This is a genomic window from Streptomyces sp. SolWspMP-5a-2 (assembly GCF_900091845.1).
GTDB lineage: Bacteria > Actinomycetota > Actinomycetes > Streptomycetales > Streptomycetaceae > Streptomyces > Streptomyces doudnae.
Genome location: NZ_FMCI01000285.1, coordinates 1 through 24,862, shown reverse-complemented (window position 1 = coordinate 24,862; position 24,862 = coordinate 1). Strand labels below are relative to the sequence as shown.

The window sequence follows — 24,862 nt, the reverse complement described above, 5'->3', positions numbered from 1 at the left end:
GCGCACGCGGCCGTCCGCCCGCCGCCGCTCATGCCGGCTCCACCGACGCCACCACGTCCAGGATCCGGTCGAGCGCGGCGTCCCAGACGGCCTCGTCCTGCGCGAAGCACAGCCGCATCCGGCCGGTGCCGGCCGCGCCGAACTGGTAGCCGGGGTTGACGATCACCCCGGCGTGCTCCTTCAGCGCCAGCGCCACCGCCTGGTCGGACGCGCCCGTCAGCACCTCGGGGAAGAGGTAGGCGGTGCCGTAACTGGCGTTGACCCGCATCACCGACGACGCGTTCAGCTTCCGCACGGTGGTGTCGCGCAGCGCCTGGTACTCCACCAGCCGCTCCTTCAGGAAGTCCTGGTCGTCGGCGATCCACCGGCCCAGCAAATGCTGCGCGTAGGACGGCGCCCGCAGCGCGGTGCAGGACTGGACGTCCTCCATCGCGTCGACCAGCGCGGTGGGCGCGACGGCCACCCCGAGCCGGTAGCCGGACAGCGACTCGGTCTTGGACGGGCCGAGCAGCGTCACGGTCCGCTCGGCCATGCCCTCACGGGCGGCCAGGTGGAAGAACTCCTCGCCGTCGTAGACCAGTCGGCAGTACAGCTCGTCGGCGATGACCTGGAAGTCGTGGCGGCGCGCCGCGTCCGCGATCGCCTCGACGGTCGCCTCGTCGTAGACGGCCCCGGTCGGGTTGTTGGGGTGCGAGAAGACCATCAGCCGGGGCTTGAGAGCGGCGGCCCGCTCCAGCTCCTCCAGGTCGAGGGAGGGACGGGCGCCCCGGCCCGCTGCGCCCTCGTGCGGCCAGACCATCGGGATCCGGCGGACCTCGGCGCCGAAGTAGCGCAGCATCCGCTCGGTGGAGAGGTAGTCGGGGTCGGGCAGCAGCACCAGGTCGCCGGGGGAGAGGATCGCGGCCAGCGCCGTGAACAGGGCGCCCTGCGTGCCGGGGGTGAGGATCACGTCGGCGGGCCCGGTGGCGGGGACGCCGAGCACGCTGGACACGTTCTCGGCGACGGCCTCGCGTATCCCGCGGTCGCCCCGGTAGGGCGTGTAGGTCATGCCCTCGCCCGACGCGGCCGCGCTGAAGGCGGGCAGCGCCCAGGCGGGCGGCGGGAAGCGGTGGGTGTCGGCGTAGGTGGCGTCCAGCGGGTGCGCGGGACCGGGCGCGTTCTCCAGCTCGCGTTCGGCGTCCCGCAGCGACTGGCCGAGGAGACCGGTCAGTTCGGGCATGGACAGGCGCTGGAGGGCCTGGGGGAGGTGCTGCACGGTGGGTGGTTCCTCACATGTCGGTGCGTGGCGGGGACGGTCCCGGGACCGAGGGTCACCGGGGCCGTCCCCCGTGCGGGGGTCAGGGGCGGTCGGGTTCGGGGGCGGCGGCTCCCGCGGGCTGGCGGGCGGCGATGCCGCCCGCCAGGGCGGTGAGGCCGCCGAGCACGTGGTCACGGGTGAGCAGCGACGCGCGGGGGGCGTCACCGTCCCTGACGGCGTCGAGGATGCGGGTGTGCTCCTCGACGGAGGTGTGGGCGCGGCAGGTGTCCGCCAGGTAGAGCGCGATGTAGCGGTCGCTGCGGGCGCGCAGCTGGTCGAGGGCGCCGAGGGAGGCGGGCATGGCGGCGAGCGCGTAGACCGTGTCGTGGAAGCGGCGGTCGAGCAGCCGCAGCGGCGTCGGGCCGGCCCCGCGCGCCGCCTCCTCCTGGCGGGCCAGCAGCTCGTCGAGATCGGCGCAGCGGGCGGCCCGTTCGGGTCCGGCGGCCTGGGCCGCGGCGGCGGCGAGCATGCCCTCCAGGGCGGCGCGGCCGTTGTAGACGTCGCGCGCGTCGGCGACCGACACCTCCGCGACGGTCCACTTCTGGTGCGGCCGGTCGACCACCAGGTGCTCGGTGGCGAGCCGGGACAGCGCGTCGCGCAACGGGCCCCGGCTGATGCCGAGTTCAGCGGCGAGCCGCTCCTGGTTGAGGCGTTCGCCGGGGGCGAGGCGGCCGCTGAGGATGCCCTCGCGCAACTGCTGGTAGGCCCAGTCCGTCTTGCGCAGGTTCCACGGGGCGGGTGCCTGCTTCCCGGGTCCGGTGCCGCCGGGGGTGATGATCGTCATGTCCTCACTCGCTGAGTATCTGGTCGAGGAAGCGCCGGGTCCGTTCCTGCTCCGGCGCGGTCAGGACATCCTGCGCCGGTCCGTCCTCCACGATCCGGCCGTCGGCCATGAACACCACTCGGTCCGCGCCGCGCCGGGCGAAGTCCATCTCGTGGGTGACGACGACGATCGTCATGCCGCTGTCCGCCAGGTCCCGCATCACCGCGAGGACCTCGCGGGTGAACTCGGGGTCGAGGGCCGACGTCGGCTCGTCGAAGAGCATCAGCTCCGGGTCCATCGCGAGGGCGCGGGCGATGGCCACCCGCTGCTGCTGGCCGCCGGAGAGTTCGTAGGGGTAGTGGTCGGTGTGCTCGGCGAGACCGACCCGGGTCAGCAGCTCGCGGGCCCGCGCGTCGGCCTCGGCGGTGCGCACCCCGCGCGCCTTGCGCGGTGCCAGCGACACGTTCTGCGCCGCCGTCAGGTGCGGGAAGAGGTTGAACTGCTGGAAGACCATGCCGATCCGGCCGCCCGCCGCGCGGGGCGCGGAACCCGCCCTGGACAGCAGCTCGCCCTGGAAGGCGACCGTGCCCTCCTGGAGGGGTTCGAGTCCGGCGAGACAGCGCAGCATGGTCGACTTGCCCGCGCCCGAGGGGCCCAGGACCGCCACGGTCTGGCCGCGCGGGACCGCGAGGTCCACCCCGTGCAGCACGGTGCGGTCGTGGTAGACGCGGGTCATGCCCTGGCCCAGCAGGACCGTCCCCGGGCGGGCGGTGGAGGCCGGAGCTGCGCCGCCGGAGGCCGTGGCCCCGGCGTCGGCGGGGGCAGGAGCGGGGACGGGAGTCGGGGTCGCGGTCGGAGGGGTCGGGGTACCACGGGGGGCACGGTTCATGTCACTGTCCTGTCGTGCTCGCGGTCGGGCGCTGCCAAGTCGGCACGCCGAAGCGGGACTTGACGGTCGGTCGGAGGAGGAGGGCGCTCAGCGGGCCGTCGGGTCGAGAGCGGCGGTGCCCGGCTGCGCGGCCGGGGGCCGCCGGTCACGCCGTGCCGCGGCCCTGCGGGTGACGTCGAGCCGCCGCTCGATCCACCGCAGGGCGAACGTGAGCAGGGTCGTGAGCACCAGGTAGTGGACGGCGGCGGCGCACAGGGCGCCCACGTAGTCGAAGTCGGCGGCGGCCTGCCGCTGCGCGGTGAGCATCAGGTCCTGGACGCTCACCACCGAGGCCAGCGCCGAGGTCTTCAGCATGCCGACGAACTGGTTGCCGGTGGGCGGCAGCACCAGCCGGGCCGCCTGCGGCAGCACCACCCAGCGCAGGATCCTCACCTCGGACAGGCCCAGCATGTGGGCCGCCGTGCGCTGCCCCCGGTCGACCCCCAGCAGTCCGCCGCGCACGATCTCCGCCATGTAGGCGATCTCGTTGAGGCTCAGGGCGACCACCGCGCAGGTGAACGGCGAGAGGTTGAGGCCCCACAGCGGCAGGACGTTGAAGACGAAGATCAGCTGGAGCAGCACCGGGGTGCCGCGGAACAGCCAGACGTACCCGTCCACCAGCCACCCCAGCGTGCGGGGTCCGCCCTTGGCGAGGGCGAGCAGCACCCCGCCCGCCACGCCGATCAGCATGGACAGCACGGTGAGTTCGAAGGTCAGCAGCGTGGCGGAGAGGAACTGCGACGAGACGACCTTGTCGAGGAAGCCGCCCATTCAGGAACCCGCCGATGCGCTCGCGGAGGCGGAGCCCGCCGACGGTGACGCGCTCTTCGCGGCGCCGAAGTAGTCCGTCTCGGCGGGCAGCCGGTACTTGCGCAGCAGCTTCGTGTAGTCGCCCGAGCGCACGAACAGGTCCAGGGCCTCGCGCAGCGCCGCCGCCATCTTCTTGTCGCCCTTGCGGACCGCGATGCCGATCTTCGTGTCGTTCTTGAAGGTGGCCGCGACGGAGTAGTCGTCGCTCTCGGCGAGGGTGGTCGCCGCCCCGGGCGTGGAGGTGTCGAAGGCGTCCGCGCGGCCGGACTTGACGGCCAGCATCGCGTCCTGGTTGCTCGGCAACGACATGATCTTCATCGTCGTGAGCCCCTTCGCGCGCAGCTCCTTGTTGTACGCCTCCATGTAGGTCTCGCCGATCGCCCCGCGGGTGACCGCGACGGTCCGGCCCGCGAGGTCCTCGGGCACCCGGCTGATCTTCTTCGGGTTGCCGCGCGGGGTGAGCAGCGTCTCGCCGATGACCAGGTAGGGCACGAAGTCGACCTGCTCGGCGCGCTGGTCGGTGATGTACATCGCGGAGTTGACGATGTCGGTGCGGCGTCCGGCGAGCGCGGGGATCAGCCCGTCGAAGTCGGTGTCGAGCGCCTTGGTCCTCAGCCCCATCGACGAGGCGAGGGCGTCGATCATGTCGATGTCGAAGCCTTCGAGGCCGCCGCCGGACGACTTGGACTCGAAGGGCGGGAAGGTGGCGGCGGTGCCGTAGGTCAGGGTCCCCGACGAGACCAGTCCCGTCGGCGGCGTGATCTCGGCGCCACCGGCCGGTGCGCCGGCGCCGGAGCCTCCGCACGCCGACACGGCGACGGCCGTGACGACGGTGAGACAGGCCGCCGCCATGCGGGTCATTCGTGGTTCCACAGGCGCTCCTCATGGCGTTTCAGCAGCTCAGAAAGGACTGTAAACAGTTGCCAGTGACTCTCACGGGGCGATGTGTGGCGGCCGTTGCGCCTTGGTTAAAGCTGTGTTGCGCCATCGAGGGTGGAGATCCGGCCACCCGCCGCGTCGGGAGCGGGGCGCCGCGGAGGCAGGGAGACGGGGAGGCACGGGCCCGGGAACGCGGAACCGGGGCACCGCGCGCGGGTGCGCGTGGTGCCCCGGTCGGGGTCGGGCCGGGCGAAGGCGTCGGTGTCGGGCGACTACCAGGTGACGGGCAGCTCGTGGACGCCGTAGATGACGGCGTCGTACTTGAAGGGGATCTTCTCGGTGCCGGTCGCCGCCCGCAGCGTCGGGATGCGGCGGAACAGGGTCGGGTAGACGACCTGCAGCTCCATGCGGGCGAGCGGCTGGCCCACGCAGTGGTGGGTGCCTGCGCCGAAGGCCTGGTGGTGGCGGGCGTCGCGGGTGATGTCGAAGGTGTCGGGGGAGGTGAAGACGTCAGGGTCGCGGTTGGCGAGTTCGCCGAGCAGGATGACCCCGTCACCGGCGCGGATGGTGCGCCCGGCGATCTCGATGTCCTCCAGGGCCGTCCTGCGGCGGCCGAGGTGCACGATCGAGAGGTACCGCAGCAGTTCCTCGACGGCCCCGGCGACCACCGCGGGGTCGTCGGAGTCCCGGACGGCGGCGAGCTGCTCGGGGTGCTCCAGGAGCAGCAGCGTCCCCAGCGTGATCATGTTGGCGGTGGTCTCGTGTCCGCCGAGCAGCAACAGGACGCCCATGGCCGCCGCTTGACTGCGTGTCAGCTCGTCGGTGGTGACCCGCGCGGCGAGTTGGGAGAGCAGGTCGTCGCCCGGCTCGGCCGTCTTGCGGCCGACCAGGTCGTCCAGGTACTCCGACAGACGGCCGTGAGCCTGCCCGCGCTGCTCGGCGGTGGCCACCGTCGAGACGATGGTCTTGCTGTTGACCTGGAAGAACTCGTGGTCGTCGTACGGGACTCCGAGCAGTTCGGAGATCACGAGCGAGGGGATCGGCAGCGCGAACGACGTCACGAGGTCGGCCGGGCGGGGACCGGCCAGCATCCGGTCGAGGAAGTCGTCCACGATCCGCTGGACCACCGGGCGCATGGCCTCGATGCGGCGGACCGTGAAGACACCGCTCACCATCCGGCGCAGCCGGGCGTGGTCGGGGTCGTCCATCGCGACGAAGCTCATGTCGGGCCTGACCCCGCCCGCGTGCCGGGGGTCCACCGGGGACGGGTAGTTGGGGTGGGTGAACCGGGCGCTGAGCCGGGGATCGGACAGCAGGGCCTTCTGCTCGGCGTGCCGGGTGACCACCCACGGGGTGCTCTCGCCCCACGACCGCACCCGGGAGACGGGTCCGAGCCGGGTCAGGTCGCGCAGCGCGGGGGAGGGGTCGAAGGGGCAGACCGCGGAGCGCGGGTCGGGGAACCGGGGGACCTCGGCGGGGTCGCTGTCGCGGACGGGTGCGGTGGTCATGTGCGTCCTTGAGGTGGGGGGTGGAGGGGGAAAGCCCGTGGTCGGCGCGGGTGTCACCCGCGCGTGCTGAGCCGGATGGCGGCGGCCGGGCACACGTCGGCCGACTCCTGGACCGCCGGGTGCCGGTCGGCCGGCGGTTCGGCGTCGAGCAGGACGACGATGCCGTCCTCGTCGCGCTGGTCGAAGACCTCGGGCGCGATCAGCACGCACTGTCCGGCGCCGCAGCACTTCTCCTCGTCGACGGTGACCTTCATGGGGGTGTCTCCTCTGCACAGGGGGTGGGGGTGGTGCGCCGGTGGGTCAGGCGCGGGGTGTGACGGGGGCGGTGAGCAGGCCGGTGATCGCGTCCGTGAGGGCGTCGGCGGTCCGCTCCCAACTGCCGTGGCGGTCGGATCCGCCCTCGGCCAGGGCGCGTTCGCGCTCCGCGCAGATCTGCGTGATCAGGTGGCGGCCCATCCCGCCGCGCACCTGCCGTACGTCGGCGGGCAGTTCGGCGAGGCAGTGGTGCAGTCCGTCGAGGACCCGGCGCAACCAGGGCCGGGACAGGGCCTCTTCGGTGACCAGGGAGCGCAGCGCCGGGTCCGCCATCACCTGGACGGAGAACCGGGCGTTCCACGACGGGCTGCCGAGTTCCGCGAGGTGTTCGGGCACCGGACGGACCAGGCAGCCGACCCAGTCCCGCAGCGCCGAGCTGTCGCCGACCGCGCGGACGTGGCGCTCGCGGATGCGGTCCACGCGCTCGCCGTGCTCGGTCATGATGGCCCGCAGCAGGCCGGTCCTGCCGCCGAAGTGGTAGCTGACGGCGGTCACGTTGCGCCGTCCCGCCGCCTCCGCGATCTGCCGGTTGGAGACGGCACCGAGGCCGTGCTCGGCGAAGAGCCGCTCCCCGGCCGCCATCAGCGCGGCCCGGGTGGCGAGTTCGGTGCCCGCCGCGGCCACGGTCACCAGGTCACCGGCAGTTCGCGCAGCGGGGCGGTGAGCAGTCCGCTCTGGCTGCGCAGCGCGTCGCTGCCGACGGCGAGGTCGAGGGTGGGCAGCCGGCGCAGCAGGACCGTCAGCGCGGCCTGCATCTCGGTGCGCGCCAGGGGCTGGCCGAGACAGGAGTGCGGCCCGGCGCCGAAGGCCAGGTGGGGTTGGGGGTGCGGCCGATGTCCAGCTCGTCGGCGTCCTGCCAGGCGCTGGGGTCCCGGTTGGCCGCGGCGAGGCTGCACACCACGGTGGTCCCCGCCGCCATCGGGCCGCCGGGCAGGTCGGTGTCCTGCTCGGTGTAGCGCATCATGCCGAAACTGCTGCCGTTGGGGTCGAAGCGCAGCACTTCCTCCACGGCCTGCCGCACCAGCCCTGGGTCGGCCGCCAGCCGCTCCCAGCGCCGCCGGTCGGACAGCAGATGGGCGACCATCAGGCCGATGTAACCGGCGGTGGTCTCGTGCCCGGCCAGCAGCAGGGCCTGCCCGGTGGCGACCAGCGCGTCCTCGGGCATGGGGTCGTCGGTGCCGTCGGCCCCGGTCAGGAGCAGGCTGATGAGGTCGTCGCCCGGCTCGGCGCGCTTGCCGTCGACCAGTCCGGCCATGTACCGGGCGAAGTCACGGTGCGCGGTGGCCGTCTCCTCGCCGGTGTGGCGGGTGGTGTTGAGGAAGATGTCCGACCACGCCTTGAACAGGTCGCGGTCGGCCTCCGGGACGCCGAGCATCCGGCAGATCACCTGGACCGGCAGCGGGAAGGCGAGCGCGGTGACCAGGTCGGCGGGCGACCCGTTCCCGACCATCCGGTCGACGAGCCGGTCGGCCATCGCCTCCATGTCGGGGCGCAGCGCCGTCATCCGCTTCGCGGTGAACCACTTGCCGATCATCCGGCGCCAGCGCGCGTGACCGACCGCGTTGAGGGTCCTCGCCATCGGGCTGTTGAACACGTCCTGCGCGCCGTCGGCCGCCGCGCGGGCCGCGTCGGGACCCGCCAGCCCCTCCCGGCTGAAGCGCGGATCGGACAGCGCCATCCGCACGTCCTCGTACCGGGTCAGCAGCGCGGCCTCGTCACCGCTGGGCAGGGTCACCCGGGCGACGGGGCACGTCTCCCGCAGCTCCGGCCATTCGGGCGGGGGCTCCAGGGCACCGGCGCCCTCTAACGGATACGACAGCGGCACGGACCGGTCGGTCACGACGGTTCTCCTCTGGTCGCTGGGGGGTGACGACGGCTTCAGTGAACCTCCTCGCGCCACATTAAGTCAATCAACTGAATTAAAAGCGGGTGGGTGCGGGACGGGTGCGAGGGTGGGACCCGCTGCCTCGTTGCCGGGCGTCGTCACCGGCGCCGGGTCACCCTCGGTCGCCGGTCGCCGGAGCGGCCAAGTGGGATGGCGAGGTCACCCTCTCCCGGCCGTCCGCGCGATTCCGTCAAGCCTCGATCGCGCGCCGACCTGAAACCGTTCAATCCGCCTCCCGTCGGTGAACCCCCCAACCGATTCCACCCCGCCACCCCGTGAACCTCCGTCAGGAAAGTCCCTGCACGCTCATTGACCCCCTCTCGCGCCCGCCTCTACGGTGGCGACGCCCACACAGATTGAATCGATTCAACTCGATCGGTTCACCCCCCATGCGTGCGAGGTGGCGTAGTGATCAGTCGTAGAGAGATCCTGGCGGGCACGGCCGCGGCGGTCGCGGTCGCGGCGACGGGTGCCGTTCCGGCCGAGGCCGCGCCCGTCGATCAAGGGACCGGGGCGGCCGCGCGGCCGAAGCCGCTGGCCGTCACCGCCCCGACCGTCGAGTACGTCCGGCACCCGCTCGGCATCGACACGGCCCGCCCCCGCCTCAGCTGGCCCCTGACCTCCGCCACCCCCGGCGCCCGCCAGAGCGCCTACCAGATCCGGGTCGCCTCCAGCGCCAGGGCCCTGGACCGCCCCGACGTCTGGGACAGCGGCCGGGTCGCCTCGGCGGACTCCGTCCTCGTCCCCTACGCGGGGCCCGAACTCCGTGCCAGGACACGCTACTTCTGGTCCGTGCGGGTGTGGGACACCGCCGGCACCGCCTCCGGCTGGAGCGAACCCTCCTGGTGGGAGACCGGCCTCACCGGCGCCGACGACTGGTCCGCCCGCTGGATCTCGCCCCCCGCCGACCTCACCGACGCCCCCACCTTCGAGGGCGCCGACTGGATCTGGTTCCCCGAGGGCGACCCGGCCGCGGAGGCCCCGGCCGCGACCCGCTGGTTCCGCCGCACCGTCGACCTCCCCGAGGGCCTCACCTCCGCGGTCCTCGCCATCACCGCCGACAACGTCTACTCCGCCTCCGTGGGCGGCACCGAGGTCGCCCGCACCGACCTGGACACCGACAACGAGGACTGGCGCCGCCCCGCCGTCGTCGACGTCCTGGCCCGGCTCAAGCCCGGCCGCAACGTCCTCGCGGTCGCCGCCACCAACGCCACCGTCAGCCCGGCGGGACTGCTGGCGACCCTGGTGGTCGGGACCGCCGACGGGGAGCGCCGCGTCGTCACCGACACCGCGTGGCGCACCACGGACACCGCCCCCGCCGACGACTGGCGCACCGCGGACTTCGACGACACCGCCTGGCAGCCCGCGAAGAAGGCCGCCGCCGCGGGAGCGGGACCCTGGGGCGCCCTCACCCCGGCCTCCTACGCCGTGACCCGGCTGCGCCGCGCGTTCCCGCTGCGCCGCGTCCCGGTGAGGCGCGCCCGCCTCTACATCACCGCGCTCGGCCTCTACGAGGCGCACCTCAACGGCGTCCGCGTCGGCACCGACCAACTCGCCCCGGGCTGGACCGACTACGGCACCCGCGTCCAGTACCGCACGCACGACGTCACGGAGTTGGTGCGCACCGGCGCCAACGCCCTCGGCGTGTACCTCGCGCCCGGCTGGTACGCGGGCAACGTCGGCATGTTCGGCCCGCACCAGTACGGCGAAAGCCCGTCGCTGCTGGCCCAGTTGGAGGTGGAGTACGCCGACGGCCGCACCGAGCGCGTCGTCACGGACACCGACTGGCGTGCCTCGGCCGGACCGGTCGTCACCGCCGACCTGCTCGACGGCGAGCGGTACGACGCCCGCAAGGAGACCCCGGGCTGGTCCTCGCCCGGCTTCTCCGACGGCTCCTGGCTCGCGACCCGGGCGGCCGTCGGCACCGTCCCCGAGCGGGTCGTGGCCCAGGTGGACGGGCCGGTACGGATCACCGACGAGATCACCCCGGTCGCCGTGACGCAGCCGGAACCCGGCGTCTTCGTCTTCGACCTCGGCCAGAACATGGTCGGTTCGGTCCGCCTCACCGTCTCCGGCGCGGCGGGCACCACCGTACGGCTGCGGCACGCGGAGGTCCTCAATCCGGACGGCACCGTCTACACCGAGAACCTGCGCACCGCGAAGGCCACCGACACCTACACCCTCAAGGGCCAGGGCAAGGAGGTCTACGAGCCGCGCTTCACCTTCCACGGGTTCCGCTACGTCGAGGTGACCGGATTCCCCGGCACCCCCACGGCGCGGGCCGTCACCGGCCGCGTCATGCACACCGACGCGCCCGCCACCCTCACCTTCGAGACCGACGACCCGATGCTCAACCAGTTGCACAGCAACATCACCTGGGGCCAGCGCGGCAACTTCCTCTCCATCCCCACCGACACCCCGGCCCGCGACGAACGCCTCGGCTGGACCGGCGACATCAACGTCTTCGCGCCGACCGCCGCGTACACCATGGAGTCCGCCCGCTTCCTCACCAAGTGGCTGGTCGACCTGCGCGACGCGCAGACCGCCGAGGGGTCCTTCACCCACGTAGCGCCGGACATCGCGGGCGTCGGCGACGGCGCGGCGGGCTGGGGCGACGCGGGCGTCACCGTCCCGTGGGCGCTCTACCAGGCGTACGGGGACCGCCAGGTCCTCGCCGACGCCTGGTCCTCGATCCGCGCCTGGCTCGGCTACCTGGAGCGGCACAGCACCGGCCTGCTGCGCCCCGCGGACGGCTTCGGCGACTGGCTGAACCTCTCGGACGAGACCCCCAAGGACGTCATCGCCACCGCGTACTTCGCGCACAGCGCCGACCTCGCCGCCAGGACCGCCCGGGTGCTCGGCCACGACCCCGCCCCCTACGACGACCTCTTCGGCCGGGTGCGGGCCGCGTTCCGCACCGCGTACGTCGGCGCCGACGGCAGGGTGAAGGGCGACACCCAGACGGCGTACGTCCTGGCCCTGTCGATGGACCTGCTGCCGGACGCCCTGCGCGCGGCGGCGGCCGACCGCCTCGTCGCCCTGATCGACGCCCGCGACGGACACCTCTCCACCGGCTTCCTCGGCACCCCGCGTCTGCTGCCCGTCCTCACCGACACCGGCCACACCGACGTCGCCTACCGGCTGCTCACCCAGCGCACCTTCCCGAGCTGGGGCTACCAGATCGACCGCGGCTCGACCACGATGTGGGAGCGCTGGGACTCGCTGCGCCCCGACGGCACCTTCCAGGACAAGGGCATGAACTCCTTCAACCACTACGCCTACGGCTCGGTGGGGGAGTGGATGTACACGAACATCGCCGGCATCGCCCCGGCCGCGCCCGGCTACCGCGAGATCCTCGTCCGGCCCCGGCCGGGCGGCGGCCTCTCCACCGCCCGCGCGACGTTCACCTCGGTGCGCGGTCCCGTCTCCACCCACTGGCGGCTCAGGCCGACGGGCTTCGAACTGATCTGCTCGATCCCGGCGAACACGACCGCCGAGGTGTGGCTCCCGGCGGCGGCCGGGGACAAGGTCACCCATGCCGACGGCACCTACACGCGCACGGAGGACGGCCACCGCGTCTACCGCGTCGGCTCGGGCACCCACACCTTCACCACGAGGACCGCCAGCGGCTGAGCCACGAGGGGGAGGCGCCGCCCCGTCAGGACGGCGCCTCCCCCTCGGCCCGGATCAGATCCGCTCGACCGGGTCACCGGGATCGCCGGAGAGCACCGGTGACCCGGGCACCGTCTGCCACGGCCACGAGGCCGGAGGCGGTCCGAAGGCGTGCCGGGACGCCTTCACCGCCAGCGCGGCGAGCGCGGCGTTGGCGCCGCCCCCGATCACGGCCCCGATCCCGAACGGCGCCACCCGGCCCAGGACGATGACCCCCTGCCTGGTCCCGTACTTGGTGACGAAGTTGCGCCCCAGGACCTTGTTGATCTGGCGCAGCGTCTCGGCCGGGACCTTGCCGACGATCTGGCGCCCCCAGTGCTGTCCCGTGCGTCCGGCGACCTTGCCGATGGCGCTGCTGCCCGAGCCGCCGAGCATGACGCCCATCACGATCGTCCGGCGGCGCTCGACCTCCTCGATGGGGATCCCGTGGACGTCGGCGACCGAGAGCGCGTAGAGGGCGCTCAGCTCCAGGGACGACAGGGTCTCGCCCGCCGACAGCGCCAGCGCGACGCCGGTGCCGACACCGGGCGCCGCTGCCGCCGCCCCGACCGCGGCGCCCGTCCCGGTCAGCGCGCTGACGTACATCCGCTCCAGCGAGCGGATCACCTGCGCCGGGGTCGCCCCGGGGTCGCGCTGCCTGGCCCGCGCGATGTTCCTGCGCACCAGCGGGCTCTGCAGGTCCACCGCCTTGTTGAGGACGTCGAGGACCTGCTGTCCACGGGCGCCTGGCGCCGGATCCGGTCCGTCCTGGGCATCGGCCGTCATGTCTCGAACCCCCTGGGTCGTCACGTTCCGGCCGAGTCTGCCACTCGATCGGCCCAACGGTCCCGGTCTCAGGCGAACCGACCCCGCACGGGCAACCGCGGCGGCGGCTGCGGCAGGTGCCGCGCCGGGACGGACCCGTACGCCACGGGCCGCGGGCCGGTCCGGGCCGCACATCGCACCCGGACCGGCCCGCGGCCCCGACTCCGCACCGGCCCTACGCGGTGCCCGCCGCGGACCGCTCCTTCGCCGCCCGCCGCTCCAGGTCGAACATCGGGATGAACAACTGGGCGAGCGGGCCGATGGCCAGCGCGTAGATGACGGTGCCGACGCCGAGGGTCGCGCCGAGCAGGAAACCGATGGCCAGGACCGTCAGTTCGATGAGCCAGCGCACGCCCCGGATCGAGTGGCCGCGCGCCGCCCACCCCGTCATCAGGCCGTCGCGCGGGCCGGGGCCGAGGCCCGCGCCGATGTACGCGCCGGTGGCGACGCCGTTGAGGACGACGCCCGAGAGCAGCACGGTCCAGCGCAGCCAGAGCGCGTCCGGCGCCGGTGTCCACGTCAGGTAGAGGTCCATCACCGTGCCGACCAGCAGCACGTTGCACACCGTGCCGAGGCCGGGCTTGTTGCGCAGCGGGATCCACAGCAGCAGCACCAGGGCGCCGATGATGTTGGTCCACATGCCGATCCCCAGACCGACCGTGCGGGACAGGCCCTGGCTGAGCGCGTCCCACGGCTCGACGCCCAGCCCGGACTGGATGACCAGCGCGTCGCTGACGCCGTACAGGGCGAGCCCGAGGATCAGCTGCGGCAGGCGGCGGCCGGGCCGGTCGGGGATCAGGGGGCGCTGGATGATCGCCCCGATGCCGCGCGCCCGCGGCCCGGCGGGGGGCGCGGCGGCGCCGGACGCGCCCGTGGGGCCGGTCGGGCGCGTGGGGCCGGTCGGGTCGTTCGGGTCGGACGTGCCGTTCGGGTCGGTCGGGTCGGACTTCTCGGCACCGAGGCTGTCACGCGTCGATGTCATGGTCGCTCCTGGGCTGCTGGGCGCCCTGGCCGGGGCCGGGGCGCGGGGACAGGTCGAGGGGGCGGACGGAGGACTCCACCCGAGTCTCCCCGCGCAGGGGGGAGGCCAGCCACCCGGCCACCGCGTCGAGGTACCCGGGGACCTCCATCAGGAAGGCGTCGTGGCCGGCCCCGGACGTCTCCTCGTGGAAGTGCGCGGCGCCGACCCCCGCCTTCTGCAGCCGGTCCGCGATGTGACGGCTGTGCTCGACGCCGTACAGCCGGTCCGACGCGAAGCTGAACAGCCGCACGTCCGGCGCCGCCTCGGCGACCTGCTCACAGGGGGTCGCGAAGGCGTCGAAGAGGTCCATGGCGCTGGTCAGGCAGAGGTAGCTGTTCGCGTCGAACCGGGCGACCAGCTTCTCCGCCTGGTGCTCCAGATAGCGCTCCACGGAGAACGGCCCCCACGCGGGCACCCCGGCCGTGCGCGTCGTCCCGGGCCCCGGGTGCGGCGGCCCGGAGACCTGGCGGGCGAACTTCGTCTGCAGGGAGTCCCCCGACATGTAGGTGAGGTGGCCGATCATGCGGGCGATCCCCAGCCCCGCGTCCGGCCCCTCGCCTGGGCGGTAGGCGCCGTCCAGGAAGCGCGGGTCGCTGCGGATGGCGGCGCGGCCTATCGCGTTGAACGCGAGGTTGTCGGTGCTGAGCCGGGCGGAGGTGGCGATCAGCCCGAACCGGTGGGCGTCGTACGGATGGCGCAGCAGCCACTCCAGCGCCTGCATGCCGCCCAGCGACCCGCCGACGACCGCGTGCAGCCGCCCGACGCCGAGCCGCCGCAGCAGCTCCCGGTGGACGGCGACCATGTCGGCCACGGTGATCTGCGGGAACGGCTCCCCGACGGCGTCCCGGTCGGCGGGGGAGGGGCCCAGCGTCCCCGAGCAGCCGCCCAGGACGTTGGCGCAGATCACCTGGAAGCGGTCGGTGTCGATCGGGCGGCCGGGACCCACCATCGACTCCCACCACCCCGGGGCGTCCCCGCGCCCGTGCCGGGCGACATGGGCGTCGCCGGTCAGCGCGTGGCAGACGAAGACGGTCTCCGCCCCGCGCGGCCCGTACCGCTCGAAGACCACCGGGACGTCGGTGAGGACCCGGCCGCACTCCAGGCGCAGCGGCCGGTCGGCGCCGAACAGCGTCAGCCGCTCCGCGCCGCCCACCGGTAACTCCGCGTGCCTGCTGCCGGTGGCCGTCATCCGCGCCTCCGGGCGTGCGCGGCGGCGGCCGCCCCGAAGGCGTTGAAGAGCGGTTTGGAGACCGGGTCGGAGGCCGCGTACCACTCGGGGTGCCACTGCACGGCGAGCGCGAAGGCGGACGCGTCCGCCACCGACACCGCCTCGACGACCCCGTCGGCGCTCGCCGCCTCCAGGACCAGCCCGGACCCCAGACGGTCGACCGCCTGCCCGTGCAGGGAGTTGACCCGCACGGTGTCCTGCCCGACGATCTCGTGCAGCGGCCCGCCGGGCGTCACCGCGACATCGTGCGCCGGGAGGTACTGCCCGTCCCTCGGCAGGCTCAGGTCCTCGCGGTGCGCCGCGCCGATCGGCAGCCCGCCGATGTCCCGCAGGGTGCCGCCGTAGGCCACGTTCAGCTCCTGGAGCCCGCGGCAGATCCCGAGGAAGGGAATCCCGGCGGTGATCGCCGACGGCAGCAGGTTCAGGGCGAGGGCGTCCCGCTCGGGGGCGCGCGGCCCCGGCGCGGGAGGGGCCCCGTACCGCTCGGGCGCCACGTTGGACTCGTGGCCGCCCAGCACGACGCCGTCGAAGCGGTCGAGGACGGCGGGCAGCCACGCGGCGGGACCCTGCACCAGGGCCACCGCGCACCCCGCGACCTCCTCCAGCGCCGACACGTACACCTGGCGGACCGCCGCGTGCGCCACCCCGTCGAGGTCCTCGCGCACACAGGCGAGCGCGACCAGGGGGAGGACGGCTCCGCCGTCACCGCTCGGCATCGCGCTCACACCGCCTTCAGCGCCTGGTCGAGGTCGGCGAGCAGGTCGTCGACGTGCTCGACGCCGATCGCCAGCCGGATCGACCCCTGGGTGACACCCGCCGCGATCTGCTCCTCCTCGGGGAGCTGCGCGTGCGTGGTGGACGCGGGATGCGTCGCCATGGACCGGACGTCGCCGATGTTGGTGACGTGCGAGACCAGCCGCAGCGCCTCGATGAACCTGCTGCCCGCCTCCCGGCCCCCGCGGACCTCGAACTGGACCAGCGGGCCGGTGTTCCCGCGCAGGTAGCGGCGGACCCGGTCGGCCTCCGCGCCCTCGGCGAGGCCGGGGTGGATCACCTGCTCGACCAGCGGGTGGCCGTGCAGGAACGCGGCCACCGCGGCGGCGTTCTCGCCGTGGACGCGCATCCGCAGCGGCAGCGTCTCCAGACCCTGGAGCAGCAGGAACGCGTTGAACGGGCTCAGACACGGCCCGAGGTCGCGCAGCAGCGTCTCGCGGGCCTTCAGCAGATATCCGCTGCGGCCGAGCCCGCCGCCCAGCTCCTTGCCGGTGCGGGTCCACACCGCGCCGCCGTGCGCCGGGTCGGGCCGTGTCATCAACGGGTGCCGGTCGGCGTGCCGTTCCCAGTCGAAGGTCCCGCCGTCGACGATCAGCCCGCCGAGGGAGGAACCGTGCCCGCCGATGTACTTGGTGGCGGAGTAGACCAGGATGTGCGCCCCCAGCTCGACCGGCCGCAGGACGTACGGCAGCATCGTGTTGTCGAGGACCAGCGGCACCCCGTGCTCCTCGGCGACCCGGGCCACCTCCTCGATCGGGAACAGCCTCAGCCGGGGGTTGGGCAGCGTCTCCCCGAAGTAGCAGCGGGTCCGCTCGTCGGTGGCGGCGGCGAAGTTCGCCGGGTCCGCGGGGCTCACGAACCGGGTCTCGATCCCGAACCGGGCGAAGGTGTTCGCCAGCAGGTTCCAGGTGCCGCCGTACAGCTCGTTGGAGCTGACGATGTTGTCGCCCGCCTGCGCGATGTTGAGCAGCGCCAGACTGACGGCGGCCTGCCCGGAGGCGACGGCCAGCGCGGCGGCGGCGCCGTCGACGGCGGCCATCCGCTCCTCCAGGACGTCACAGGTCGGGTTGTTCAGCCGGGTGTAGGCGTGCCCGTCCTGGAGCAGGTCGAAGATGCCCGCGGCGGCGCCCGTGCTGGGCAGTTCGTAGGCGGCCGTCTGGAAGATCGGCGTCACCATCGGCGGGGTGGGACCGAGCCGCGCCTGCGACCCGCCGTGCACCACCGCCGACTCGGGCCGGGCGAACTCCTTCGCCGCGAGGACCGGACGGGCGGCGTCCCCGGGTCGGGCGGTGGTGGCGTCGACCGGCTGCTCAGGCTGCGACATCGTTTCCCTCTGGGATCGGCTTCACGGGCGGTGCGTCCTCGGTGCGGCTCATGTAGCGGACGATGGCCGACATGGTGCTCGGCTGGCCTTCGGGACCGCGGTGGAACAGCCCGCCCAACGCCTGGTCCACGGCCGCGTAATGGGGATCGCGCAGCCGGATCTCCCGCGTCTTCGACAGGTTCCAGAACGGGGTGCGCGGGTCGAGGTGGTGCTCCAGGTGGTAGTTGTCGTTGTGGATGCCGGTCAGGAACTTCTCCCAGCCCCGGCTCTTGCGGTTGCGCGTCATGTACAGATCGACGTTGGAGTCCCGCACCAGCGGGGTGTGCTCGGAGAGTTCGATGTACCAGCCGAGGATCTGGAAGCTGGTCAGGTACGGGACCACCCAGAACAGCAGCAGCCCCCACAGCCATCCGCCGGACCAGGCCAGGGCGACGACCAGCCCCCAGAACAGCCAGAACCCGGCCCGGTCCAGCGCCCGCCTGCGCCGCTGCGCGGGCGTCGACGCCTCGGCCCGCTTCTCGACGCCCTTGAGGACGCGGTAGCGGTTGCGCACCAGGTAGCGCAGATACGCCCAGGTCTGCGAGCCCAGCAGGGGCAGGACCACCACCCGGCGCACGTAGTTCGCCGTGGCCGCCCGCCGGTACGCCCCCTGCTCGATGAAGAACCGCAGGTCGGGATCGCCGTCCGGGCTGCCCAGCTTGGGGTGGTGGGTGAAGACGTGGGAGACCTTGTAGGCGTAGTGCTGCTGGAAGATCGGATACGCGGTCAGCACCGTACCGGCGACCATCTGGAGCCGTCTGTCGGCGACGCCCACGCCGTGCGCGCAGTCGTGCAGCAGCGTGGAGAGGCCGCGCTGCCTCGCCCCGATGACGAGAACCGCCACCGGGTAGAACCAGAAGGAGCCGTAGACGCACAGCAGGACGCAGAGCGCCATCCAGAACACGTCTTCGACCCAGGCGACCAGGACGTGCCAGTTGTCGGGCCGGTTGAGTTCGTTGAGTTCACGCTGGACCTCGGGAGGGAACCGGTACATCCGGTAACGACGACCGTCGTACGCCCATGAGCTGTCTGTACTCAACAAAGCCCCTTTTCCCCCGCCCCGCCGCGACCGCGGTGTGCCGTTTTCACAAACAGTGTGAGTTTCCTGATGCCGGGAAGTGAAAACAACAGCGTTTTCGGACAGCACCAAAATTCGCCAATACCTCTGGAACAGAGGCGTACGGAGACTCCGGCGCGGTCCGGCGAAAGGCTCCGTACGCTCCCGACCCCGGGGTGCCGCCGGTGATCGCGTCCGTCCCGGACGTCGCGCGCCCGGCGCCGCCCGCCGCCGATCTCCCGCACGGCGACCAGCAGCCGGAACGCCGTGCGGGACACGTCGGCCGGGCGCGCCAGGGCGATCGCGCCGAGCTGCTCGTTCAACCGGCCCCGGGTGAGCGGCACCGCGGGAACGCGGGTCCGGCCACGGCCCGGCACGGCGGGCGCCCCGGGTCCGTCCTCGGCCACGGCGCTCGTCCGAACACGGTGGTGCGCCCGAGCGCGCGGTGTCTCGAACTGCGCGTCAGGATCGAGTGAATCGAACCATTCGACACCACCGGACAACGGGCGCGCCCCCCGGCGCCGACGCATTGGGCATGACGTCCCGTGCGGCCATGCGCTTCCCCTCCGACGGGCGCGGCGCACCCGAACTCCTGTCCCGCGTCCGCGCGTCCGGCTTACCGGAATCCGGAATTCAGGCACGGCGCGGGGAGCGCGTCACCGTCGCTCGCGAGAACCGCCCGGACGGGACGCGGGATGCCCCGGGGATATCGCCCGCTGGTTCGCGACCGGGAATTCGGAGGTGTCCCGGGAGGGAGATCCGAGTGAATTCCCCGGACGTCCGTACGGATTCGCGCCCGCCCGGACGGAAGAATCGCGGACGACCGGAAATTCCGCGCGTCGCCGTTGACAGCGTGCCCGGCGACCGTCCTACCGGCTCCCGCCCGAGCCCGCCCGGTACAGGTCGCGGAGCAGCGCGATCTCCGCCATGTGGTGGATGAACTCCAGGGTGAAACCCGCCGGTACGGCGGCGTGGGGGTCGTGCGGGTCCGAGCCGTACGGGTGACGGGAGAACCCGACCGTGTCGAGCTGCGCGTCGGTGACGGTGGCGACGCTGTCGCGCCAGCGGTCGATCGACGTCCAGAACGCGTCCAGCGCCGAGGCCGCGTCCGGCGCGAAGTCCACCAGCGTCCTCGGGTCACGGCGCCGCCCGCCGAACGTCCACTCCCAGCGGCCCGCGAAGTCGCCGTGCAGGTGCGCCAGCCGCGACGCGATGGTGGTGACCGGCGTGTCGTCGGGCTCCGGTGTCCCGGAGTGCGCGAGGACCTCCTCGACCCGCTCGACGCGCACCTTCCAGTCCCCGGCGATCTCGACCACCGTCATCCCGCCGGCCGCCTGCCGGGCCACCTCGGCGTACTCCTGCGCCGGGATGGACGTCGAGGGTGGCGCACAGGACGGCCATGCACCGCGAAGGTCAACAGGGCGGCGGATGAAAGCTGTTGTGTGCCAGACGGCCGCCGGTGCCACCGCCTGCGGGACGGCCCCTGTCTGCGGCGGCCGAAACTACCGGCGGCGGGGCTGAGACCGCCCCCTGCGTGGCCGCGACACCACCGCCTGCGGCAGCGGACGCAACCGCCTGCGGCAGTGGATGCCACCGCTCGCGGCGGTCGTTCTCAGCCGGGCGGGTGGTCGCCGAGTCCGTCGGCACCGTCGCGCGCGACGGCCGTGCGCAACCGGTCGAGCCATTCGGCCGCCAGCCGCCGCCCGTCGGGGAGTTGATCGTCCCGGTCCCAGCGCCAGGCCGTCACCATGGCCAGCACCAGGACGCGGCAGGCCCGCAGCAGGTCCTGATCGGCCTCGGGACAGTACTTGGCGACCTCCTCGGGAGCGTGCGCGAGATCGAACTCCACGGGCCCGCGGCAGCACGTCTCCAGGTCGATGAAGAGGGGCCCGTTCCCGGTCGCGAGCAGATTGCCGGGATGCGGCTCGCCGTGCAGCAGTTGCTCGGCCGCGCCGCGGGCGCCGACGGAGTGCCGCAGGTCCCCGAGGACGCGGCCGAGCAGTTCCCGGTCCGGGTCGGCGAGCGCCGGGGTGCGGTCCCGGTCCGCCACCAGGCGCCTGGCCTGGTCGACGCGGTCCGTGAAGTGCGGTGCGGGGACGCCGACTTCCCGCATACCGGCGTGCAGCCGCCGCAGCGCGTCGGCGTAGTCGGCGGGGGCGACCCCGTGCGGTGTCGCGGACGGGTGGTGGGTCCACAACGTCACCACGAAGCCGTCGCGCTCGTGGACGCGCGGTGCCACCCGGGGATCGAGGGCGGCGATCGGGGCCCCGACCGCAGCGAGCCGCCGGGCCAGCTCCACCTCGAACCGCGCGACCTGCCGTGCGGCGGGCGCCACCCGGGCCACGACGTCGCACGGCAGCAGCCGCAGGGTGAGCTTGTCGGAGTCCTGAAGCACGAGGGTGGCGTCGACCGGCAGTCCGAGGGACACGGCGACAGAGGAGGCCGCGGCCGTCGCGCGGGGGACTTCCGAGACCTGCATCGTGACTGGACTCCCGCTCCGCGCGCACCGGCACCGCCCGCCCGGCGGTGATCCCGGGCACCCTACCGATGCCGGACGGCCGGTCGCCCCACCTTTTCGAAGCGGCGGTTCCGAGCCCCGGCAGCGAGGGCGACCGACTGACCCACGGCCGACGCTCTCCCCGAAGCGAGGCCGTAGGTCAGTCACCGGCCGAGCCCGGCCGGAACGGGGTCCGCCCGGAGCCGCCCGGCAGGGGGCGTCTCCGGGCGGGAGGGCGTCGGTCCGGGGCGCGGTCCGGCTGGGGAGTGCTACACCGCGACGACGTCGTCGTCCTCGTCCTTCACGGCACCGGTCGACTCGTCGGCGTCGCCGGACTCGTCCTCCAGCATGCCGAGGAAGCGGCGGATCGCCTCGACGGGCATGTCGAGTTCCTCCGAGGCGGCCTCCTCGCCGCCGAACATCTGGACCGCCTCCGAGATGGCGACGGCGAGTTCGGCCTCGGCCTTGCGGACCTTGACCTCGGCCTTGTCCACGGTGTCGACCACCGCAAGCTGGCGGCGCTGCTTCTCCTGGAGTCTCTGCTTGCGGGAAGGTGTCTTTTCAGGGCTCTGCACAGTCATGACCAAGATCATAATCGGCCGCGAGCCCATACCTGAAATCGCCAACTGGCGCATGAAGGAGGCGTGTTAGGGGTCCCGCACCCCGCCTCCCGCAGCCACACGACCCGCCACCGAACGCGAGCCCCGGAGGCCCCCGGCGCTGCCCCGCCCGGCCTCCGTCCGCGCCTTCCGAACCCCACCGCGCGCCCTCGTGCCTCCGTGGTCCTCACCCGACCGACCGCAACCACGCCTCGACGGCGGCGAAGTCCTCGTCCGTCAGCCCCCGGCGCGGATCGACCCGACGGAGCAGCGCCCGGCCGGGGTGGTGGGCGGCGACCCAGGCCCGGTCCGCGTCGGTGATCTCGTCGTCGAGCCAGACGTACGGGCGTCCGGCGGCGTGCGCGGTGAGGGTGCGGGTCTTCCAGTGCAGGCCGTGGAGCGCGTCCTGCCGCTCCTCTGCTTCCGAGGGCTCGGGCCAGACCACCACGGGCAGCTCGGGCAGCCCCAGCAGCGGGGCGACGCAGTCGTTCGCGTCCGCCATCCACGTCGTCGCCCACACCAACACGCAAGGTAGCGCGGCCAGTCGGCGCCCGATCGCCGGATCGATCCTCGCGAGCAGCGGATGCGAACCGGCTGCCCCGTGCGGTCCCCCGGACGCCGGATCCGGCGCGAACGTCGGATAGCCGCCGGGCAATTCCCGCGCGCCGGCCCCGAACGGGATCAGCGGGCCGTCGACGTCCAGGAAAAGCAGCGGAGGCGGTGAAGGCGGTGCGGGCAGCGGGGACCGCGAGGGGCTGGTCATCGCCGTACGGTAGGCCACGGGACAAGGCCCCCGCCCCCGGCGTGCCGGTGCCCCTCTGTTGCGGCTGCGGGCGTTCGGTGGGGCCCGCCCCCACCCGGCGCGCCGGGTGCCGCCCTCCCGTCGTGCGCGTGGCACGCTCGGGATGCGGTGTGGATGAGTGATCGGGCGTGGTGGCAGGGCCTCGCCGGTTGTTCGTCCGTGGCCTGCGCCCAGCACTCCACCCCCTCGGAGGACTCCATGAACACCGACCCGGACGCACCGACCCCCGCCACCTCCGGGCGGCCCGCCGTGGTCGATCAGGCGACCTGGCAGGCGGCCCGGGACGAACTGCTCGCGCGGGAGAAGGCCCACACCCGCGCGGGTGACGAACTCGCCGCCGCGCGGCGCGGGTTGCCGATGGTGGAGATCGACGGGACCGTCGAGGTCGTCGGCGCCGACGGACCCGTGCCGTTCCTCGACCTGTTCCAGGGGCGCGACGAACTCGTCGTCTACCAGCACATGTGGTACGACGGCGCCCCGCACCAGGGGCAGTGCGAGGGCTGCACCACCACCGTCTGGCACCTGCGGGACGCCGTCTACCTCAACGCCCGGGGCGTCTCCTTCGCCGTGCTGACCACCGGCCGCTGGGAGGAGGTCGCCGACTACACCGCGTTCATGGGCTACACCCAGCCCTGGTACTCGGTGCGGGGCCTCGACCCGCCGATCGGCGGGGTCATGGGCCACCTCGTCAGCTTCCTGCGCGACGGCGACCGCGTCTTCCTCACCTACTCCACGACCGGCCGGGGCAACGAACCGGTCAACGGCTCGCTCGCGCTCCTCGACCGGACCCCGTACGGGCGCGGCGAGGCGTGGGAGGCGAAGCCGCCCGGGTGGCCCGAGGGCGGCAGCCCGTGCTGGTCGTGGCGCACCGACGCGGACGGTGCCGCCACCTGGGGCCCGACCAGCCGCCCGGTGCCGCAGTGGACCCGCCCGGGAGCGACCCCGGTGGAGACCCTCGGGCGCCACGGCCCCCACCACTGACGCCGGTCGGCACCGCCCCCTCCCCGGGCCGGGAGTCGTCAGCCGGCGTCAGGACCGCCCGGCCGTACGCGGGCGTGGTCGGCGGCGGCGAGCAGGGCCGCGTACTGGACACCGGCCAGCGTCGCGATCCCGATGGGCTCCCCGGTCGCGGGCTCCGCAGCGCGCTCCCACTCCTCGTACGCCGTCAGCAACTCCCGGTGCCGTCGCCGTACTTCGGGGGTGGCGGTGCCCGCGGTCAGCTCGGCGCCCAGGGCCCGCAGCAGCATCCCGCCGAAGCGGACGCGGAAGCTGTGCACGCTCGCCTCGCAGTCGTAGCGCTCGGCGACGGTGGCGGACCGGTCGGGGAGGGTCTCCGCACGGGCCGACTCCATCGCGGCCAGCTCCGGCAGCGACGGCACGAAGTCGCGCACCGCCCGCAGGAACGGTGACGCGATGGTCAGGTCCGGCGTCGTCGCGTCCAGGACGGCGCCGAGGAACGCCCCGGTCTCCGCCAGCGCCCCGGCCCTGCGCCGCACGACGTCGGCGTACCGCTCGTCGGTGGGGGTGTCGTCGTCGGCGTCCGGGTGGCTCCAGTGCGGGACCTCGGTGACGAAGTAGAAGGTGCCGTGGCGCTCGGCGTACGCGGCGCTCGACGCACCGGCGATCTTCGCAGCGGCGTCCAGCCCGAGCCCGTCGAGGTAGTCGTAGGCGTCCCGCATGTCGATGCAGCCGTAGACGGCCGGGGCGTAGAGCGGGACGTGGGCGGCCTCGGGTTCGCCGGTGGCGAGCGGCAGGCCGGCGGCGGCCGGGATCGCCGCGAGGACGTCGTACAGCTCCGGGGCCGGGCGGTTCATGTAGTAGTAGACGCCGCCCGCCTCGCAGTTGTGCAGGGTGGTGAGGAAGCGCGGCCGGACCCCGTCCAGGAGCCGCATCAGCGCCAGCGTCTCCGGCAGGACCCGGTCGAACCAGGCGTCCTTGTAGGCGAAGGGGAAGGTCCACTCGACCTGTTCCCGGCCCGCGGGCCGGTAGAAGTGGCGGCCGTAGGCCCGTTTGTCGGTCGGGGCGGCGAACCAGCCCTCGTTCAGCCGGGCCCCGTCGGGGTCGACGCAGGGCACGATGTGCCAGGCCCCGTCGAAGTGGGCGCGCAGCGCCGGGTCCTCGCAGAGCGCGGTGGCCAGGCGCAGGGCCGTGACCGCGCCGACCGGCTCGTTGGGGTGCACCCCGCCGACGACGACGTAGCCGCCTGTCCCGTCGGCCGGGCCGTCCCCGACGGTGAAGCAGTGCAGGGGTTCGCCGAGGGTGGAGGTGCCGATCCGCCGCTCGGTCACCAGGCCGGGGTGGGCGGCGGCCAGCGCGCGGAAGGAGCCGAGCAGCTCGTCGACACCGGGATAGGCGTCGGTCGGCGGGACGGTGGCGGCGTACCGGACCCAGGAGTCGGGCGTGGAGGCGGCGGCGGAGTGCGCGGACGTCGGGGCTGTCATACGGGTGCGGTGCTCCGGAGGAGAGGGCGGTGCGGGTGTGCGGGCGCGTTGTCACACGCGAAGAGGTGCAACGTGCGGCCGGGGGCGAGAGTTCCCGCCGGTGGGGCGGGCCGGGCGCGGCGGACGTCGGGAGCGGCCCTCCCCCGGGCGGCCCGGCGGGCCCGGACCGGCGGATGCGGCGGGACGGGACCGGCGGATGCGGCGGGCACGGACCGGCGG

General features: G+C 73.6%; 21 protein-coding genes and 2 pseudogenes. 2 read left to right on the top strand and 21 right to left on the bottom strand.

The features are described 5' to 3' along the window. Positions 1-28: 28 nt before the first annotated feature. The 9 genes and pseudogenes from GA0115242_RS28695 to GA0115242_RS28655 form a co-directional block, all read right to left on the bottom strand. Complete coding sequence (locus GA0115242_RS28695; RefSeq protein ID WP_093833533.1) at positions 29-1,255, bottom strand: pyridoxal phosphate-dependent aminotransferase; 1,227 nt, start codon at positions 1,253-1,255, stop codon at positions 29-31. 82 nt (positions 1,256-1,337) lie between these two features. Further along, positions 1,338-2,081 carry a GntR family transcriptional regulator gene (locus tag GA0115242_RS28690; RefSeq protein WP_093833531.1) on the bottom strand — a complete coding sequence of 248 codons (744 nt, stop codon included), beginning with the start codon at positions 2,079-2,081 and terminating at the stop codon, positions 1,338-1,340. Positions 2,082-2,085: 4 nt separating this feature from the next. Beyond that, positions 2,086-2,796 (bottom strand): amino acid ABC transporter ATP-binding protein, encoded by a 711-nt coding sequence (locus GA0115242_RS28685; RefSeq protein ID WP_093833529.1) that lies wholly within the window; start codon positions 2,794-2,796, stop codon positions 2,086-2,088. Positions 2,797-3,036: 240 nt separating this feature from the next. Continuing rightward, complete coding sequence (locus GA0115242_RS28680) at positions 3,037-3,759, bottom strand: amino acid ABC transporter permease (protein ID WP_093833527.1); 723 nt, start codon at positions 3,757-3,759, stop codon at positions 3,037-3,039. After that, positions 3,760-4,671, bottom strand: a complete 912-nt coding sequence (locus tag GA0115242_RS28675; protein ID WP_256089779.1) for an ABC transporter substrate-binding protein — start codon at positions 4,669-4,671, stop codon at positions 3,760-3,762. A 278-nt stretch (positions 4,672-4,949) separates the two neighbouring features. Then, positions 4,950-6,185 carry a cytochrome P450 gene (locus GA0115242_RS28670; RefSeq protein WP_093833523.1) on the bottom strand — a complete coding sequence of 412 codons (1,236 nt, stop codon included), beginning with the start codon at positions 6,183-6,185 and terminating at the stop codon, positions 4,950-4,952. Positions 6,186-6,238: 53 nt separating this feature from the next. Beyond that, positions 6,239-6,439, bottom strand: a complete 201-nt coding sequence (locus tag GA0115242_RS28665; RefSeq protein WP_093833521.1) for a ferredoxin — start codon at positions 6,437-6,439, stop codon at positions 6,239-6,241. A gap of 46 nt (positions 6,440-6,485) precedes the next feature. Continuing rightward, on the bottom strand, positions 6,486-7,082 hold the full coding sequence (locus GA0115242_RS28660; protein ID WP_093833541.1) for a TetR/AcrR family transcriptional regulator: 597 nt from the start codon (positions 7,080-7,082) through the stop codon (positions 6,486-6,488). Positions 7,083-7,126: 44 nt separating this feature from the next. After that, positions 7,127-8,340, bottom strand: a pseudogene (locus tag GA0115242_RS28655) (cytochrome P450). Positions 8,341-8,793: 453 nt separating this feature from the next. Here GA0115242_RS28655 and GA0115242_RS28650 point away from each other — a divergent pair. Then, a complete protein-coding gene (locus GA0115242_RS28650) occupies positions 8,794-12,018 on the top strand; it encodes an alpha-L-rhamnosidase (RefSeq protein WP_093833520.1) in 3,225 nt (1,074 codons plus the stop codon). A 54-nt stretch (positions 12,019-12,072) separates the two neighbouring features. Here the strand turns inward: GA0115242_RS28650 and GA0115242_RS28645 are convergent, their stop codons facing one another. From GA0115242_RS28645 to GA0115242_RS28595, 11 genes and pseudogenes are all read right to left on the bottom strand, one after another. Continuing rightward, positions 12,073-12,822 (bottom strand): hypothetical protein, encoded by a 750-nt coding sequence (locus GA0115242_RS28645; protein WP_093833518.1) that lies wholly within the window; start codon positions 12,820-12,822, stop codon positions 12,073-12,075. Positions 12,823-13,036: 214 nt separating this feature from the next. Beyond that, complete coding sequence (locus tag GA0115242_RS28640; RefSeq protein WP_202555880.1) at positions 13,037-13,843, bottom strand: membrane protein YczE; 807 nt, start codon at positions 13,841-13,843, stop codon at positions 13,037-13,039. Continuing rightward, positions 13,827-15,071, bottom strand: coding sequence for a homoserine O-acetyltransferase MetX (locus GA0115242_RS28635; RefSeq protein ID WP_093833516.1), 1,245 nt, complete (start codon positions 15,069-15,071; stop codon positions 13,827-13,829). Before GA0115242_RS28635 ends, GA0115242_RS28640 begins: the two co-directional genes overlap by 17 nt. Continuing rightward, entirely contained in the window at positions 15,068-15,826 is a 759-nt protein-coding gene (locus GA0115242_RS28630; protein ID WP_093833537.1) for a gamma-glutamyl-gamma-aminobutyrate hydrolase family protein, read from the bottom strand. The genes GA0115242_RS28635 and GA0115242_RS28630 overlap by 4 nt, the downstream gene beginning before the upstream one ends. Positions 15,827-15,831: 5 nt before the next feature. Further along, a complete protein-coding gene (locus GA0115242_RS28625) occupies positions 15,832-17,208 on the bottom strand; it encodes an O-acetylhomoserine aminocarboxypropyltransferase/cysteine synthase family protein (protein WP_237549360.1) in 1,377 nt (458 codons plus the stop codon). Continuing rightward, positions 17,195-18,286: a fatty acid desaturase family protein gene (locus tag GA0115242_RS28620; RefSeq protein WP_093833514.1), complete on the bottom strand. Its 1,092-nt coding sequence runs from the start codon at positions 18,284-18,286 to the stop codon at positions 17,195-17,197. Before GA0115242_RS28620 ends, GA0115242_RS28625 begins: the two co-directional genes overlap by 14 nt. Next, complete coding sequence (locus GA0115242_RS42575) at positions 18,283-18,834, bottom strand: DUF5958 family protein (RefSeq protein WP_237549359.1); 552 nt, start codon at positions 18,832-18,834, stop codon at positions 18,283-18,285. The genes GA0115242_RS28620 and GA0115242_RS42575 overlap by 4 nt, the downstream gene beginning before the upstream one ends. Before the next feature lie 339 nt (positions 18,835-19,173). Continuing rightward, positions 19,174-19,674, bottom strand: a pseudogene (locus GA0115242_RS28610) (DinB family protein); the annotation flags it as partial. A 242-nt stretch (positions 19,675-19,916) separates the two neighbouring features. Then, positions 19,917-20,783 carry a phosphotransferase gene (locus tag GA0115242_RS28605; RefSeq protein ID WP_093833510.1) on the bottom strand — a complete coding sequence of 289 codons (867 nt, stop codon included), beginning with the start codon at positions 20,781-20,783 and terminating at the stop codon, positions 19,917-19,919. 287 nt (positions 20,784-21,070) lie between these two features. Then, positions 21,071-21,382, bottom strand: coding sequence for a hypothetical protein (locus GA0115242_RS28600; protein ID WP_237549358.1), 312 nt, complete (start codon positions 21,380-21,382; stop codon positions 21,071-21,073). Positions 21,383-21,587: 205 nt separating this feature from the next. Next, positions 21,588-22,163 (bottom strand): HAD domain-containing protein, encoded by a 576-nt coding sequence (locus GA0115242_RS28595; protein WP_093833506.1) that lies wholly within the window; start codon positions 22,161-22,163, stop codon positions 21,588-21,590. A 237-nt stretch (positions 22,164-22,400) separates the two neighbouring features. Between GA0115242_RS28595 and GA0115242_RS28590 the strand changes: the two genes are divergently transcribed. Then, positions 22,401-23,183, top strand: coding sequence for a DUF899 family protein (locus GA0115242_RS28590; protein ID WP_093833504.1), 783 nt, complete (start codon positions 22,401-22,403; stop codon positions 23,181-23,183). A gap of 38 nt (positions 23,184-23,221) precedes the next feature. Here the strand turns inward: GA0115242_RS28590 and GA0115242_RS28585 are convergent, their stop codons facing one another. After that, positions 23,222-24,643 carry a M14 family zinc carboxypeptidase gene (locus tag GA0115242_RS28585; protein WP_093833502.1) on the bottom strand — a complete coding sequence of 474 codons (1,422 nt, stop codon included), beginning with the start codon at positions 24,641-24,643 and terminating at the stop codon, positions 23,222-23,224. Between the last annotated feature and the right edge of the window lie 219 nt (positions 24,644-24,862).